Raw genomic sequence first — 14474 nt, 5'->3', positions numbered from 1 at the left:
AAAACTATATATAATATAAGAACAAATATATACGCAAAATGGTTTAGGTCTTAGGGTAACCCCAGACCTAAACCTTAAATTGTGTTAAGTGTTGAAAGCTTATTTAAGCTCAACCTCAGCTCCAGCCTCTTCTAATGAAGCTTTTAATCCTTCTGCTTCTTCTTTAGAAACACCTTCTTTTACTGGTGCTGGTGCGCTATCTACAACACCTTTAGCTTCTTTTAATCCTAATCCAGTTAATTCTTTAACAAGTTTTACAACTGCTAATTTAGAACCTCCGGCTGCTTTTAAAATTACGTCGAATTCAGTTTGCTCTTCTGCTGCTGCTTCTCCACCTGCTGCTGGACCTGCTACTGCAACTGCTGCTGCAGCTGGCTCAATACCATATTCGTCTTTTAAAATATTAGCTAACTCGTTTACTTCTTTAACTGTTAAGTTAACAAGTTGTTCTGCGAAATCTTTTAAATCTGCCATTTCTCTTTGTTTAATTTTTATTTATTAGTTTATTAGTGCGCTTATTCTTTTTCTGATAATGTTTTCAAAATACCCGACAATTTAGCACCTCCAGACTGTAATGCTGAAACAACATTTTTAGCTGGTGATTGTAAAATTGTAATAATTTCTCCAATAAGTTCTTCTTTAGACTTAATGTTAACTAAGGTTTCTAATTGGTCTTCACCAACAAAAATTGCTTCTTCAACATAAGCTCCTTTTAATAAAGGCTTATTAGATTTTGATTTCTTTTGAAATTCTTTAATTAATTTTGCTGGCGCATTACCTGTTTCTGAAAACATTAAAGAAGTATTTCCTTTTAATGCTGTAGGTAATTCACCAAAATCTTTATCAGATTTTTCCATTGCTTTTTCTAGCAATGTATTTTTAACAACTGCAAGTTTTATATCTGCTTTAAAACAAGCTCTACGTAAGTTAGAGGTTTCTAAAGCATTTAATCCTGAAATATCAGCTAAATAGATAATAGTTCCTTCAGTTAATTGCGTTGTTAAAGTTTCAATCACTTGTGATTTTTCTTCTCTAGTCATAATTTGAAATTTTAACTTTAATTAAACTGATTTAATATCTATTTGAACACCTGGACTCATAGTACTAGACATGTAAATGCTTTTAATATAAGTTCCTTTTGCAGCTGTAGGTTTCATTTTAATTAAAGTCTGAATCAACTCTTCTGCATTATCAAAAATCTTATCAGCGTCAAAAGATGCTTTTCCAATTCCTGCGTGTACAATTCCAGTTTTATCTACTCTAAAGTCAATTTTACCTGCTTTTACTTCTTTTACAGCTTTTGCAACATCCATTGTTACAGTACCAGTCTTTGGGTTAGGCATTAAACCTCTTGGTCCTAAAACTCGACCTAAAGGACCTAATTTACCCATTACACTTGGCATTGTAATAATAACGTCAACATCTGTCCATCCTTCTTTAATTTTCTGAAGGTATTCATCTAATCCAACATAATCAGCACCTGCCTCTGTAGCATCTGCTTCTTTATCTGGAGTTACTAATGCTAAAACTTTAACATCTTTACCTGTACCGTGTGGTAAAGTTACTACCCCTCTAACCATTTGATTGGCTTTACGAGGATCAACTCCCAATCTCACAGCTAAGTCAATAGATGCATCAAAATTTACGCTAGTAATTTCTTTTACTAAAGCAGAAGCGTCTTTTAACGAATAAGCTTGATTATTATCAACCTTCGCTTGAGCTTCTTTTTGCTTTTTAGTTAATTTTGCCATTTTTTAATAACTGTTTTATTGTTTAACTGGAGCTTCACCTTTTACTCTAATACCCATTGAACGCGCTGTACCTGCCATCATTAACATAGCTGACTCTACAGTAAATGCATTTAAATCTACCATTTTGTCTTCAGCAATAACTTTCAATTGATCCCAAGTAACTGTAGCTACCTTATTACGGTTAGGTTCTGAAGAACCTTTTTTCACTTTCGCTGCTTCTAAAATTTGAATAGCCGCTGGTGGAGTTTTAACAACAAAGTCAAAAGATTTATCTTTATACACAGTAATTGCTACTGGTAAAACTTTCCCTTGCTTGTCTTGAGTTCTAGCATTAAATTGCTTACAGAACTCCATAATGTTAACTCCGGCAGCACCTAAAGCAGGTCCAACTGGTGGTGATGGGTTTGCTGCACCTCCACGTACTTGTAATTTTACTACTTTACTAACTTCTTTTGCCATTTTTTAATCTTAAATTAGATATTATATATTAGTTGGAAGCACAATACAATATCATATTATTGTAACAATTATGAAATTTTTTCAACTTGCATATAGCTTAATTCTAATGGAGTTTTTCTTCCAAAGATTTTCACCATTACTTCAAGCTTACGTTTTTCTTCATTAATTTTCTCAATAGTTCCATCAAAACCATTAAATGGTCCATCAATAACTTTTACGGTTTCTCCAACAATGTATGGTATAGCAACATTATCATTTTGAACTGATAATTCATCAACTTTACCAAGCATTCTATTTATTTCAGATTTTCTCATAGGAACCGGATCTCCTCCTTTTACTTCTCCTAAAAAACCTATAACACCCGTAATACCTTTAATTATATGTGGAAGTTCACCGCTTAAATTAGCTTCAATCATTACATAACCTGGGAAATAAACTCTTTCTTTGTTTATCTTCTTACCGTTACGAACTTGAATAACTTTTTCCGTTGGCACTAAAACTCTATCTACATAATCAGTCATACCAAGACGAGAAATTTCAGTTTCAATATAAGATTTCACCTTATTTTCTTGTCCACCAATAGCTCTAACTACGTACCATTTTTTTACAGAATCAGCCATGAATTTTTGTTGAATTAAAATAATTTAAAATACTCAGTTAAACCAGTTTGGAAGAATTTATCCACAGCAAATACAGCTAATGCAAATAGCACTGTAAATAAAGCAACAATAACTGTAGATTTTTGAGCTTCTTCCCAAGGAATCCAAGATGTTTTGTTACGCAACTCATCAAATGAGTCTTTTATATATTTAACTAAATTCATTTCTTTTAATTTTGCACGGGCGGAGAGACTCGAACTCCCGACACCTGGTTTTGGAGACCAGTGCTCTACCAACTGAGCTACGCCCGTAAGAAAGGTGCTCCTTCTCAGAAGCACCTTATTACTTTATTCAGTACTGATTAGTCTAACATTTGAGTTACCTGACCTGCACCTACTGTTCTACCACCTTCACGGATTGCAAAACGTAAACCTACGTTTAATGCAATTGGTTGGTGTAATTCAACAGTAATTGTTAAGTTATCTCCTGGCATTACCATTTCAACACCTTCAGGTAAGTTAATAGTACCTGTTACGTCAGTTGTACGTACGTAAAACTGTGGACGGTAGTTGTTATGGAATGGAGTGTGACGTCCACCTTCTTCTTTTTTAAGGATATAAACCTCAGCTTTAAAGTTAGCATGTGGAGTTACAGAACCTGGCTTACAGATTACCATACCTCTTTTGATATCTTCTTTAGCAATACCTCTTAATAAGATACCTACGTTATCTCCAGCTTCACCTCTATCTAATATTTTACGGAACATTTCAACTCCAGTAACTGTAGAAGTTAATTTTTCAGCTCCCATACCAATAATATCAACAGAATCTCCAGTATTAGCTACACCAGTTTCAATACGACCAGTTGCAACAGTACCACGACCTGTAATTGAGAATACATCTTCAATTGGCATTAAGAAATCTTTATCAACATCACGCTTTGGTAACTCAATCCAAGTATCAACAGCGTCCATCAATTCCATTATCTTATCCATCCATTTTTCATCCTTATTCAATCCACCTAAAGCAGAGCCTTGAATTACAGGAGTATTGTCACCATCATAATCGTAGAAAGATAATAAATCTCTGATTTCCATCTCTACCAATTCTAATAGTTCTTCATCATCAACCATATCCACTTTATTCATGAATACAACTAATCTAGGAATACCTACTTGGCGACCTAATAAGATGTGTTCTCTAGTTTGAGGCATTGGTCCATCAGTTGCAGCTACAACAATGATTGCACCATCCATTTGCGCAGCACCAGTTACCATGTTCTTTACGTAATCGGCGTGACCTGGACAGTCAACGTGAGCGTAGTGACGATTAGCAGTTTGGTACTCTACGTGAGCAGTATTAATTGTAATACCTCTTTCTTTTTCCTCAGGTGCGTTATCGATTTGATCGAAATCTTTTACTTCAGAAAGTCCTTTCTCTGCTAATACAACAGTAATAGCAGCTGTTAAGGTTGTTTTACCGTGATCAACGTGTCCAATAGTACCAATGTTTAAATGTGGTTTCGAACGATCGAAGGTTTCTTTAGCCATAATTATTAAATTTTAAATCTTAGTTAAATATATAGTGTTACATTCTATTCTTTACTTGAGCCAATGACGGGAATTGAACCCGTGACCTCTTCCTTACCAAGGAAACGCTCTACCCCTGAGCTACACCGGCCAAAAAAATTGAGCGAGAGACCGGGCTCGAACCGGCGACAGTCAGCTTGGAAGGCTGAAGCTCTACCAACTGAGCTACTCTCGCAATAATTTTTTTCAAATCATCATTATTGCAATAATTTCTTATTGCATTCCTTTTCGTGGTGAGAGAAGGATTCGAACCTTCGAAGCTTGCGCAGCAGATTTACAGTCTGCCCTCGTTGGCCACTTGAGTATCTCACCATTAAATTTTATTCAAAGAACTTTTTTCTTTTGAGCCGATGGAGGGACTCGAACCCACGACCTGCTGATTACAAATCAGCTGCTCTAGCCAGCTGAGCTACATCGGCAATTTACTCCATAAAAGAAGTCCGCTATTTCTAACGGACTGCAAATGTATTAAAGTTTTTATTTTTAAACAAACCTTTTTAAATTATTTTTTAAAATTTATTTTGCTCTAACTTTTTCCTTCTTTTTTGTTAACTGTCTTTTTAAAGAATCTGTTGCTAACATAACACCTTCTTCAAATGTTTTACTTTGTTTTTTCACCACCAAATCATTCCCCGGTATATTCAATTTAATATCTACTGATTTATTTTCTTTTTCACTTGTTTGTTGCACTTTTAGGTACACATCTGAATCTACTATTTTATCATAATACTTTTCTAAACCATTTATTTTTTTCTCAATAAAATCGATAAGACTCTTATCTACATTGAAATTAACTGACTGTACGTTTACTTTCATAATAAATTAATTTTTTACGCTCCTTGGATGGGCGTTGTTATACACTTCCTTTAACTTACCCAAACTACTATGGGTATATACTTGTGTTGACGCTAAACTAGAATGACCAAGCAATTCTTTAACTGAGTTTAAGTCCGCACCTTCATTCAGCAAATGTGTTGCAAAAGAATGCCTAATTACATGTGGGCTTTTTTTAACCTTTGACGACACACTACTAAAATAATTATTTATTATACGATACACAAGTGTATCATACGTTTTTTTACCTTTTTTTGTAAGCAATAAATAAGACTCGTTGCTATCTATTTCATTTCTAAGCATTAAATATTCTTTCAATGACTTTTTAACTGAATTTAATAACGGAATAAAACGCTCTTTATTTCTTTTACCTAATACTTTAACCGCATCATTACTGAAATCAACATCGGATACTTTTACATTAATTAATTCACTTCGCCGCATACCTGTTGAATACAACAATTCAACAACTAATTTATTTCTAACTGATTCGAAATTATCAATTTCTACTTCGGCATTTATTACATTTTCTATTTCTTTTTCAGAAAAAGGAACCTGAACTCTTTTTGCTATTTTTAATGCGCTATGTTTTGCAAGCGGACTTTCTTCAATTTGCTTTGTTTTTTGAAGAAACTTATAAAACGATTTTAATGAAGAAATTTTGCGGTTAATGGTTCTATTTGTAACCTTCGAATTTACTAAACTAACAATCCAATGTCTAATTTGCGCGTAATTTACTTTTGAAATCGCTGGATCATTGAATTCAGTCTGACAAAACTCCTGAAAGGAAGTTAAATCATTTTTGTATGCTATTACTGTGTGTTTTGAGTATTTTTTCTCAAATTTTAAATAGTTTAGAAAGGAATTCACAAGCATAAAAAAAACCGTTAGTAAACAAACATACAAATTGTAGTTAAGTAATACTAACGGTTTAAAGTGTTTTGGCTAAATTTTAACCTTGCTCTTCTGCTGTTCTTAATCTTTGAACGTATTGAGCTTTTATGTTTTGTGCACGGTTTACAACTGAAGGTTTGTTGAATTGTTTACGATTACGCAAATTCTTCATTGTCTTCGTACGATCAAATTTTCTTTTGTAACGTTTTAACGCTCTATCAATATTTTCTCCGTCTTTAACTGGTATGATTAACATATTTTAGCACCTCCTTTCAAAATGTTCTCTTTTTAATTTTGGACTGCAAAGGTACAAACTAATTAAACACAAACAACAAATAAATTATTTTATTTTAGTAATTAACAATAAGCTACGTTGTTGGCTTATATTCTTTCTTATCTATAATCATTTTTGAGATAATTTCTCGCAGAATTTCAGAAGTACCACCTCCTATTGGCCCAAGCCTACTATCTCTAAATAATCGTGCCATTGGGTACTCTTCCATATAACCATAACCACCAAGTAATTGTAAGCAGTTATAAATAACTTCATCAGCAATTTTTGTAGCCATTAATTTAGACATACTTGCCTCTTTAACTACGTATTGTCCTAAATCTAATCTTTTAACAATCGAATAATTAAACTCTTTACACATTTCAACTTCACTAGCCATATCAGCCACTTTATGTCGCAACGCTTGAAATTTGTCAATTGTTTTTCCAAATGCGGTTCTTTCAGACATATATCCTATTGCATAATCCAATGCAAATTCAGCTCTTGCATGTGCATTTACACCCATTATTACTCTTTCAGAAGCAAAGTGCTGCATAATATATCCAAACCCTTTTCCCTCTTCACCAAGCATATTTTCTTTTGGAACTACAACATTGTCAAAAGCTATCTCAGCAGTGTCAGAAGCTTTCCAACCCAACTTCACTAGTTGAGTTGCTGAAAGTCCTGCAGACTCTCGGTCAACAACAAAAATACTCATTCCTTTATTTCCAAGTTCAGGTGAAGTTTTAGCTGCAACCACCAAATAATCAGAGTAAACACCGTTTGTAATAAATGTTTTTGAGCCATTTATAACGTATGTATCACCTTGCTTAGTAGCTGTTGTTCGCATTGCTGCAACGTCTGAACCTCCAAAAGGTTCTGAAACACACAAACAACCAACCATTTCACCTTCAATACTTGGAACCAAATATTTTTTTTTGATTTCTGAACTTCCTTCTGCATTTAAATGTGTCATTGCTAAATAAACATGTGCCCACATAGCTGCTGCAAATCCACCAGAATTCACCTTTTGAAGTTCTTCTAAAAAAACAACAGTATAAAATAAATCTAAATTTAAACCTCCATATTCTTCAGGGTAGTTCAATCCTAAATACCCCATTTCACCAAATTTCTTAAAAACAGATTTATCTATAAAACCTGCTTCCTCCCATTGGTCAATATTAGGTATCACTTCTTTTTGTAAAAAATCTCGAAAACTTAGTCGAAATGCGTCGTGTTCTTCAGTAAAATACATAGTATAAATTTCAGGCTAAAGGAATTATTAAATCCAATTTATTCAGCCGTCAAATATAAAGCTATTCTATCGAATTGCACCAAAGGAAAACCATCAATTTTTTTCAACTCTTCAATAGATTGAATTTCAGCAACTTCATCTTTATAATTAAAGATCTTTTTAGTCAATTCATAATCTATATACACAATAGCTAGTACTTCTTTAAATGTTGCAGTATTTACATTTATTTTTTGAATTACAGGTTGCTCTTTCACTTGAAAATGCATTAAAAGCTGCTTTACAACCTCAGCATCTAAATTCCAAACCTCGAACAACTGACTATTGTACGAGTACCCTTGTAGCTTACTTCTGTAATTAGTTATTCTGTGTGCCAATTTTTCACCAATACCTTTAACAACTTGCAACTCTTCAACGGTAGCAAGGTTAATATCTTTCACTTCAACAATAGCTTCTTTAGAAATAATTGGCTTGGTGTTTTGTGTTTTTTTTGAAGTCACCCATGCTGGAAATTTAAAATACGGGGAAATTTTAATCAATAAACGATCACTTACACCTGTTACTTCTTGAAATTGTTGCACCGAGTTTACATATAAACCTTTTGCTCTATACTTTATGAGTTTATCAATTTCCTGAACAGACATTCCTAATTGGTAGCCTTTAAAATCAGAAATATAATTTGGATTGAACGGATAGATTTTAGGTTTTGAATTTTCAATTTCAATCAAACGAAGCGAGTCCATTTCATGTTCAAATGCAATGATTTCGTTTTGTGATACTTGTATTTTTACTTCAGAAGAAAAATCAACATAAAAAATTACAATTTGCAATACAACTATAATAAGTAGTAAAAAGAAAATCCCATTTCGTTGCTTTTTATTAAAACTGAAATGGGATTGTATATTTTTCATTTGATTCGATTTAAATGTCTTTTCTACCTATTGCTTTCAAATATTTAGATAATTCGACTTTTACCTTTGGAGCTAATAATAACAATCCTATTATATTTGGAAACACCATAGCAAAAATCATAGCATCAGAAAACTCAATTACAGATCCTAAACTTGAAGATGCTCCAACTACCACAAAAAATAAAAATAGTGTTTTGTAAGTAATATCTACAAATTTACTTTTTCCAAATAAATATTTCCACCCTTGTATTCCATAATAAGACCAAGATAACATTGTTGAAAAAGCAAAAAGTATGACCGCTATTGTTAACAATATTGAAAAATTTGGTATTGCTGAATCAAAAGCAACCGAAGTTAAATCAACACCTCCTAAGTGTTTACCAGTACTATTCATGATTACATTACCTCCTTTATCTAAATTTGAATATTCAAACAAGTTACTCTTTAAATTAGTAACTACAATTACTAAGGCTGTCATTGTACAAATAATAACCGTATCAACAAATGGACCAATGGATGCAACAATTCCTTCACTTGCAGGGAACCTTGTTTTTACCGCAGCATGTGCTATTGATGCAGATCCGACTCCTGCTTCGTTTGAAAAAGCCGCTCTTTGAAAGCCAACAATCATCACGCCAATTACCCCACCTACAACAGATGTTTGAGTAAACGCACCCTTCCAAATTTGAATAAAGGCATTAGGAATAATGGTAAAATTCATAACTAAAATAACTAAAGAAGCTCCTACAAATAGAATTCCCATAATAGGTACTATTTTTTCTGTAACTTGTCCTATTCTTTTAATTCCACCAATAATAACAATACCAACTAAAACTGCCATTATAATACCAAATATAAATCCTGATTCAAGTCCGAAAAGTAATTTAAATTGTGCCGCTGCTTGATTAGATTGAAACATGTTTCCTCCTCCAAAAGAACCTCCAATTACAAAAACAGCATACATTCCTGCTAAAATCTTCCCTAATACAGTTAAATTCTTTTCTTTTAATCCTTTTCTAAGGTAATACATTGGACCTCCATATATTTTGCCTTCTTCACCTACTTCGCGGTATTTTACCCCCAACGTAGCTTCCACTAATTTAGTAGACATTCCTAAAAACCCAGCTAAAATCATCCAGATTGTTGCTCCAGGTCCACCAATAGCAATTGCAACAGCAACCCCTGCAATATTCCCTAAACCTACAGTTGCAGAAAGTGCTGCAGTTAATGCTTGAAAATGAGTTACCTCACCTATAACACCTTCAGCTTGCACACTTTCAAAAACATCTCCTCCAGGTGTAGGATCACCTGCAACTACATCAACTGAATGATGATCAACATCGTCATATTTACCTTTTGCTGCTTTAATAGCAACACCTAATAAAGTTATATTAGCAAATTTAAAATATAAGGTAAAAAACAAAGCTCCTAATAACAATATAATAATTACAATAGGTACATCGATTCCAACAATTGAAATGGGATAAAAGACCACTGAACTTACAGCATCAGCAAAAGGTTTAAATTTTGATTCTATTTTTTCATCAATTGTTAATTCTTGTGCAAATATTAAAAAGGGGGTTAATAAAAATAAAAGTGAAAGGTACTTGTTCTTCATAATGCATGGGATTTTTTAAAAATCGCTGCAATATGGCGAAAAAATGAGGTTACCACAAGTTTTTAACAATTAAAAAAGATATCTATTACCATTCTAAATAATTTTAACAAAAAAATATAAAATTAAAAATATTCACGTAGTTTTTTTATCTGTTCCTTATTACCTAGAACAATTAAAAATGTATTTCTTTCTAATTTAATAGTAGCATCTGGATTTATAATATATTCACCATCTTCGGTTTTAAAACCGATAACTGTACAACCCGATTTTCTACGTAAATCTAGATCTAGTATTGTTTTTGAAATATACTCATCGGGCAACTCATTTACACAAATCTCTTCCAAGTTAGCATCTACATCACCTGCAATTGTTAAACGATCTACAAATTCAACTAAATCTGGTGTAACCACTAATGAAGCCATATGCGCACCTCCTAATTTATCTGGCATAATTACATTGGTAGCACCTGCAAACTTTAACTTACCATAAGAAGATTCATTTGAAGCCCTACTAATTATTGTAAATTTTTTATTAAACTGACGTGCAGATAAAACAACAAATAAATTATCAGCATCAGATGGTAAAGCCGTGATTAAACTTTTTGCTCTATCTAAATTTAGTTTTTTTAAATCATCATCATTTGTTGCATCTCCTTCAACAAAAAGAACCCCATCTCTCACCAAATCTTCAACTTCATCTTTTCGTTTTTCAATAACTACGCAAGGCTGATTAAATTGCTTTAATTTACCTACAGCTTGTTTTCCGTTTCTTCCATAACCACAAACAACCGTATGGTCTTTTAAATTTTCAATTTGTTTTTGCACCTTTTTTTCTTTTAGAAGTTTAAACATATCACTATTAGAAAAGTATTGCGTAATTGAAGCAAATGTGTAACCATACACTACAATACTAATAATAATTAGAAAAATTGTAAATAGCTTTCCCTGGACAGAAAGCGCATGAATTTCACTAAATCCAACGGTAGACATTGTTATAATTGTCATATACAACGAGTCTACAAAATTGTCTCCAGAAATGGTCATATACCCTCCTACTCCAATAGCAATAACTATAATTACAAATACAAGGGATATATAAAGTCTTGATTTTAACAGCATATTTTTATAAATCGAAAACCGAATTTCTCTTAGTGTAAATTAAATCTTTTAATCGTAATAAAAAAGCGAGTGTTAAGTAAAACCCAAACGACACGCCTAAAGTCACAAATGACAAATAGATAAAAAATAAACGCACATTTGATGCGCTAACTCCTAACCTATCTGCAAAACGAGATGAAACAGCAAAACCGTGTTTTTCAAAAAAATGTCGTATAGAATCTATCCACCTCAAAAGCAAAATATTTGAACGCAATATACTAATTTTCGAAATAAGATAAACCTTCAACTCAAATTTGTGGTTTCATTTTTTTAACTTTGCCACTTTCCTAAAAATCAATGACAAAACACGAAGAATATATTGAAGTGCTTGGAGCACGTGTTCATAATTTAAAAAATATTGACGTACGTATTCCAAGAGAAAAATTGGTAGTTATTACTGGTTTAAGCGGAAGTGGTAAATCATCTTTGGCTTTTGACACTATTTATGCCGAAGGACAAAGACGTTATATTGAGACTTTTTCAGCCTATGCCCGACAATTTTTAGGTGGATTAGAACGACCAGATGTTGACAAAATTGACGGTCTTTCTCCCGTAATTTCAATTGAACAAAAAACGACCAATAAAAGTCCGCGCTCAACCGTAGGAACTATTACTGAAATTTATGATTTTTTAAGATTGCTCTACGCTCGTGCCGCTGATGCTTACTCATACAACACCAATAAAAAAATGGTCAGTTATAGCGATGAGCAAATTAAAGAGTTGATTTTAAAAACTTACGAAGGAAAAAAAATTGTAATTCTTGCACCGGTAATTAAATCGAGAAAAGGGCATTATAGAGAGCTTTTTGATCAAATTGCAAAACAAGGTTTTGTAAAAGTTAGAGTTGACGGCGAAATAGTTGACATTGAAAAAGGAATGCGTCTTGACCGTTATAAAACACATGATATTGAAATTGTTATTGATAGAATCGCTATTAGCGAAAATTCTGACAAAAGGTTAGAGGAAACAATTAACACTGCACTATACACTGGCGAAAACATATTAATGGTTTTAGAACACAACACCAATTCTCCTAGATATTTTAGTAGAGATTTAATGTGCCCAGAAACTGGAATTTCGTATCCAAATCCTGAACCAAATACATTTTCATTCAATTCACCAAAAGGTGCTTGTGATAGCTGTAACGGATTAGGCATAACCAATTCCGTAAATATTGATAAAATTATTCCTAACAAAAATATTTCAATAAAAAATGGTGGAATTGCTCCACTTGGCGAACAAAAATCAAGTTGGATTTTTAAACAATTACAACTAATTGCTGATCGTTATAAATTTCAACTGACAGATTCTATTTCAGAAATTCCAAAGGAAGCGCTTGAAATTATATTAAATGGTGGACAAGAAAAATTTAAAATCACTTCTAAAACAGTTGGAGTAACTAGAAGTTACGAGATTGATTTTGAAGGCATCATCAACTTCATTAACAATCAATACAAATCTACCGATTCAACTTCTATTAAACGTTGGGCAAAAGATTTTATGGATGAAATTGAATGTGGCTCTTGTAATGGTGCTCGTTTAAAAAAAGAAGCACTTTATTTTAAATTCAACGAAAAAAACATTTCTGAATTAGCGCAAATGGATATTACTGAAATTGCTAATTGGTTTTCAAAAATTGAAGAAAAACTAAGTAACAAACAATTAAAAATTGCTTCAGAAATTTTAAAGGAAATTAGAACTAGAATTCAATTTTTACTAGATGTTGGTTTAGATTACCTAACTTTAGATAGAAGTTCAAAATCACTTTCAGGTGGTGAAGCACAACGTATTAGATTGGCAACTCAAATTGGATCACAACTGGTTGGTGTTTTATATATTTTAGATGAGCCAAGCATTGGGTTACACCAAAGAGACAATGAAAAGTTGATAAAATCGCTCATTAACTTAAGAGATGTAGGTAACTCTGTAATTGTTGTTGAACACGACAAAGACATGATTGAGCAAGCCGATTATGTTATAGATATTGGTCCCGGAGCAGGAGTTCATGGTGGAGAAATAGTAAGTGAAGGTACTTTTAAGGAATTAAAAAAACACCATACGTTAACTGCTGATTATTTAAACGGAACCAAAAAAATTGAAGTTCCAAAGAAGAGACGTGAAGGAAACGGTAAAAAAATCACCTTAAAAGGAGCCACTGGAAATAATTTGAAAAATATATCTGTTGATTTTCCTTTAGGGCAATTAATTTGTGTAACAGGTGTTTCTGGAAGTGGAAAATCTACCTTAATTAACGAAACCTTATACCCTATTTTAAACAAACACATTTATAGAGGTATAAAAAAACCAATGCCTTACAAATCTATTAAAGGTCTTGAACATATTGATAAAGTAATCGCAATTGACCAATCACCTATAGGAAGAACACCACGTTCAAACCCGGCAACATATACAGGTGTTTTTGGTGAAATAAGATCATTATACGCAAAAACAAATGAAGCTTCAATTAGAGGTTATAAACCAGGAAGATTTTCATTCAATGTAAAAGGAGGAAGATGTGAAACTTGCCAAGGTGGTGGTGTACGTGTTATTGAAATGAATTTTTTACCTGATGTGCAAGTAGAATGCGAAACTTGCCAAGGAAAACGATTCAACAGAGAAACCTTAGAAATTAGATACAAAGGAAAATCAATTTCTGATGTTTTAAATATGACGATTGAAGAATCTGTGACTTTCTTTGAACATATCCCAAAAATATATAGAAAACTAAAAACCATAAACGATGTTGGTTTGGGTTACATTTCTTTAGGACAACAATCTACAACACTTTCAGGTGGTGAAGCACAACGTATAAAATTAGCTGCAGAATTATCAAAAAGAGATACTGGTAATACTTTTTATATTTTAGATGAACCTACAACCGGGCTTCATTTTGAAGACATTAGAGTATTAATGGAGGTTTTAAACAAGCTTACCAACAAAGGAAATACCATTTTAGTAATTGAACATAATATGGATGTTATTAAGTTAGCCGACTATATTATTGACATTGGAATGGAAGGCGGAAAAAATGGCGGACAATTAATTTGCTACGGAACTCCAGAAGAAGTAAGTAAGCACAAAACAAGTTATACGTCTAAATTCTTAAAAAAAGAATTACATTAGTCAACAAGATTATTAAA

At 32.7% G+C, this 14474-nt stretch carries 16 protein-coding genes and 5 tRNA genes; 1 reads left to right on the top strand and 20 read right to left on the bottom strand.

What is annotated here, in order from left to right; genetic code table 11:
• Positions 1–99: 99 nt before the first annotated feature.
• The 20 genes from rplL to CHB67_RS12720 all read right to left on the bottom strand — a co-directional run bounded on the left by rplL (position 100) and on the right by CHB67_RS12720 (position 11527).
• Positions 100–474: a 50S ribosomal protein L7/L12 gene (gene rplL, locus CHB67_RS12815; protein WP_089382180.1), complete on the bottom strand. Its 375-nt coding sequence runs from the start codon at positions 472–474 to the stop codon at positions 100–102.
• Positions 475–515: 41 nt separating this feature from the next.
• Positions 516–1040, bottom strand: a complete 525-nt coding sequence (gene rplJ / locus CHB67_RS12810) for a 50S ribosomal protein L10 (RefSeq protein ID WP_089382179.1) — start codon at positions 1038–1040, stop codon at positions 516–518.
• Positions 1041–1061: 21 nt separating this feature from the next.
• Positions 1062–1751 carry a 50S ribosomal protein L1 gene (rplA, locus tag CHB67_RS12805; RefSeq protein WP_089382178.1) on the bottom strand — a complete coding sequence of 230 codons (690 nt, stop codon included), beginning with the start codon at positions 1749–1751 and terminating at the stop codon, positions 1062–1064.
• 15 nt (positions 1752–1766) lie between these two features.
• Positions 1767–2210: a 50S ribosomal protein L11 gene (rplK, locus tag CHB67_RS12800; RefSeq protein WP_089382177.1), complete on the bottom strand. Its 444-nt coding sequence runs from the start codon at positions 2208–2210 to the stop codon at positions 1767–1769.
• Between the two features lie 68 nt (positions 2211–2278).
• Positions 2279–2830: a transcription termination/antitermination protein NusG gene (gene nusG / locus CHB67_RS12795; protein ID WP_089382176.1), complete on the bottom strand. Its 552-nt coding sequence runs from the start codon at positions 2828–2830 to the stop codon at positions 2279–2281.
• A 14-nt stretch (positions 2831–2844) separates the two neighbouring features.
• Complete coding sequence (gene secE, locus CHB67_RS12790; RefSeq protein ID WP_089382175.1) at positions 2845–3033, bottom strand: preprotein translocase subunit SecE; 189 nt, start codon at positions 3031–3033, stop codon at positions 2845–2847.
• Positions 3034–3047: 14 nt separating this feature from the next.
• Positions 3048–3120: transfer RNA gene (locus CHB67_RS12785), tRNA-Trp, on the bottom strand.
• A 50-nt stretch (positions 3121–3170) separates the two neighbouring features.
• Positions 3171–4358: an elongation factor Tu gene (gene tuf / locus CHB67_RS12780; RefSeq protein ID WP_089382174.1), complete on the bottom strand. Its 1188-nt coding sequence runs from the start codon at positions 4356–4358 to the stop codon at positions 3171–3173.
• 58 nt (positions 4359–4416) lie between these two features.
• Positions 4417–4488: transfer RNA gene (locus CHB67_RS12775), tRNA-Thr, on the bottom strand.
• A gap of 11 nt (positions 4489–4499) precedes the next feature.
• Positions 4500–4572 (bottom strand) — tRNA-Gly (locus CHB67_RS12770).
• A 56-nt stretch (positions 4573–4628) separates the two neighbouring features.
• Positions 4629–4709: transfer RNA gene (locus CHB67_RS12765), tRNA-Tyr, on the bottom strand.
• A gap of 33 nt (positions 4710–4742) precedes the next feature.
• Positions 4743–4816, bottom strand: a tRNA-Thr gene (locus tag CHB67_RS12760).
• A gap of 97 nt (positions 4817–4913) precedes the next feature.
• Positions 4914–5213, bottom strand: coding sequence for a ribosome hibernation-promoting factor, HPF/YfiA family (gene hpf / locus CHB67_RS12755; protein WP_089382173.1), 300 nt, complete (start codon positions 5211–5213; stop codon positions 4914–4916).
• Positions 5214–5219: 6 nt separating this feature from the next.
• Positions 5220–6107, bottom strand: coding sequence for a tyrosine-type recombinase/integrase (locus CHB67_RS12750; protein ID WP_089382172.1), 888 nt, complete (start codon positions 6105–6107; stop codon positions 5220–5222).
• A 76-nt stretch (positions 6108–6183) separates the two neighbouring features.
• On the bottom strand, positions 6184–6381 hold the full coding sequence (gene rpsU / locus CHB67_RS12745; protein ID WP_089382171.1) for a 30S ribosomal protein S21: 198 nt from the start codon (positions 6379–6381) through the stop codon (positions 6184–6186).
• 112 nt (positions 6382–6493) lie between these two features.
• A complete protein-coding gene (locus tag CHB67_RS12740) occupies positions 6494–7660 on the bottom strand; it encodes an acyl-CoA dehydrogenase family protein (protein WP_089382170.1) in 1167 nt (388 codons plus the stop codon).
• A 29-nt stretch (positions 7661–7689) separates the two neighbouring features.
• Positions 7690–8559, bottom strand: a complete 870-nt coding sequence (locus CHB67_RS12735) for a ComEA family DNA-binding protein (RefSeq protein WP_089382169.1) — start codon at positions 8557–8559, stop codon at positions 7690–7692.
• Between the two features lie 10 nt (positions 8560–8569).
• Positions 8570–10177: an alanine/glycine:cation symporter family protein gene (locus tag CHB67_RS12730; RefSeq protein ID WP_089382168.1), complete on the bottom strand. Its 1608-nt coding sequence runs from the start codon at positions 10175–10177 to the stop codon at positions 8570–8572.
• 122 nt (positions 10178–10299) lie between these two features.
• Positions 10300–11295 (bottom strand): potassium channel family protein, encoded by a 996-nt coding sequence (locus tag CHB67_RS12725; protein ID WP_089382167.1) that lies wholly within the window; start codon positions 11293–11295, stop codon positions 10300–10302.
• A 4-nt stretch (positions 11296–11299) separates the two neighbouring features.
• Positions 11300–11527, bottom strand: a complete 228-nt coding sequence (locus CHB67_RS12720; protein WP_089382218.1) for a PspC family transcriptional regulator — start codon at positions 11525–11527, stop codon at positions 11300–11302.
• A gap of 104 nt (positions 11528–11631) precedes the next feature.
• On the opposite strand from CHB67_RS12720, the gene uvrA reads away from it, so the two are divergent.
• On the top strand, positions 11632–14457 hold the full coding sequence (gene uvrA, locus CHB67_RS12715; protein WP_089382166.1) for an excinuclease ABC subunit UvrA: 2826 nt from the start codon (positions 11632–11634) through the stop codon (positions 14455–14457).
• Positions 14458–14474: the final 17 nt, after the last annotated feature.

It is taken from the genome of Lutibacter agarilyticus (assembly GCF_900188235.1).
Classification (GTDB): Bacteria; Bacteroidota; Bacteroidia; order Flavobacteriales; family Flavobacteriaceae; genus Lutibacter; species Lutibacter agarilyticus.
The sequence above is the reverse complement of the archived record's forward strand: the minus strand, read 5'-3'. Positions and strand labels throughout refer to the sequence as shown.

Bases quoted from the DNA above. Each gene is read 5' to 3' on its own strand.
- rpsU (WP_089382171.1), bottom strand. From the start codon at position 6,381: ATGTTAATCATACCAGTTAAAGACGGAGAAAATATTGATAGAGCGTTA.
- CHB67_RS12725 (WP_089382167.1), bottom strand. From the start codon at position 11,295: ATGCTGTTAAAATCAAGACTTTATATATCCCTTGTATTTGTAATTATA.
- CHB67_RS12730 (WP_089382168.1), bottom strand. From the start codon at position 10,177: ATGAAGAACAAGTACCTTTCACTTTTATTTTTATTAACCCCCTTTTTA.
- uvrA (WP_089382166.1), top strand. From the start codon at position 11,632: ATGACAAAACACGAAGAATATATTGAAGTGCTTGGAGCACGTGTTCAT.
- tuf (WP_089382174.1), bottom strand. From the start codon at position 4,358: ATGGCTAAAGAAACCTTCGATCGTTCGAAACCACATTTAAACATTGGT.
- CHB67_RS12750 (WP_089382172.1), bottom strand. From the start codon at position 6,107: ATGCTTGTGAATTCCTTTCTAAACTATTTAAAATTTGAGAAAAAATAC.
- rplJ (WP_089382179.1), bottom strand. From the start codon at position 1,040: ATGACTAGAGAAGAAAAATCACAAGTGATTGAAACTTTAACAACGCAA.
- CHB67_RS12735 (WP_089382169.1), bottom strand. From the start codon at position 8,559: ATGAAAAATATACAATCCCATTTCAGTTTTAATAAAAAGCAACGAAAT.
- nusG (WP_089382176.1), bottom strand. From the start codon at position 2,830: ATGGCTGATTCTGTAAAAAAATGGTACGTAGTTAGAGCTATTGGTGGA.
- rplK (WP_089382177.1), bottom strand. From the start codon at position 2,210: ATGGCAAAAGAAGTTAGTAAAGTAGTAAAATTACAAGTACGTGGAGGT.
- secE (WP_089382175.1), bottom strand. From the start codon at position 3,033: ATGAATTTAGTTAAATATATAAAAGACTCATTTGATGAGTTGCGTAAC.
- hpf (WP_089382173.1), bottom strand. From the start codon at position 5,213: ATGAAAGTAAACGTACAGTCAGTTAATTTCAATGTAGATAAGAGTCTT.
- rplL (WP_089382180.1), bottom strand. From the start codon at position 474: ATGGCAGATTTAAAAGATTTCGCAGAACAACTTGTTAACTTAACAGTT.
- rplA (WP_089382178.1), bottom strand. From the start codon at position 1,751: ATGGCAAAATTAACTAAAAAGCAAAAAGAAGCTCAAGCGAAGGTTGAT.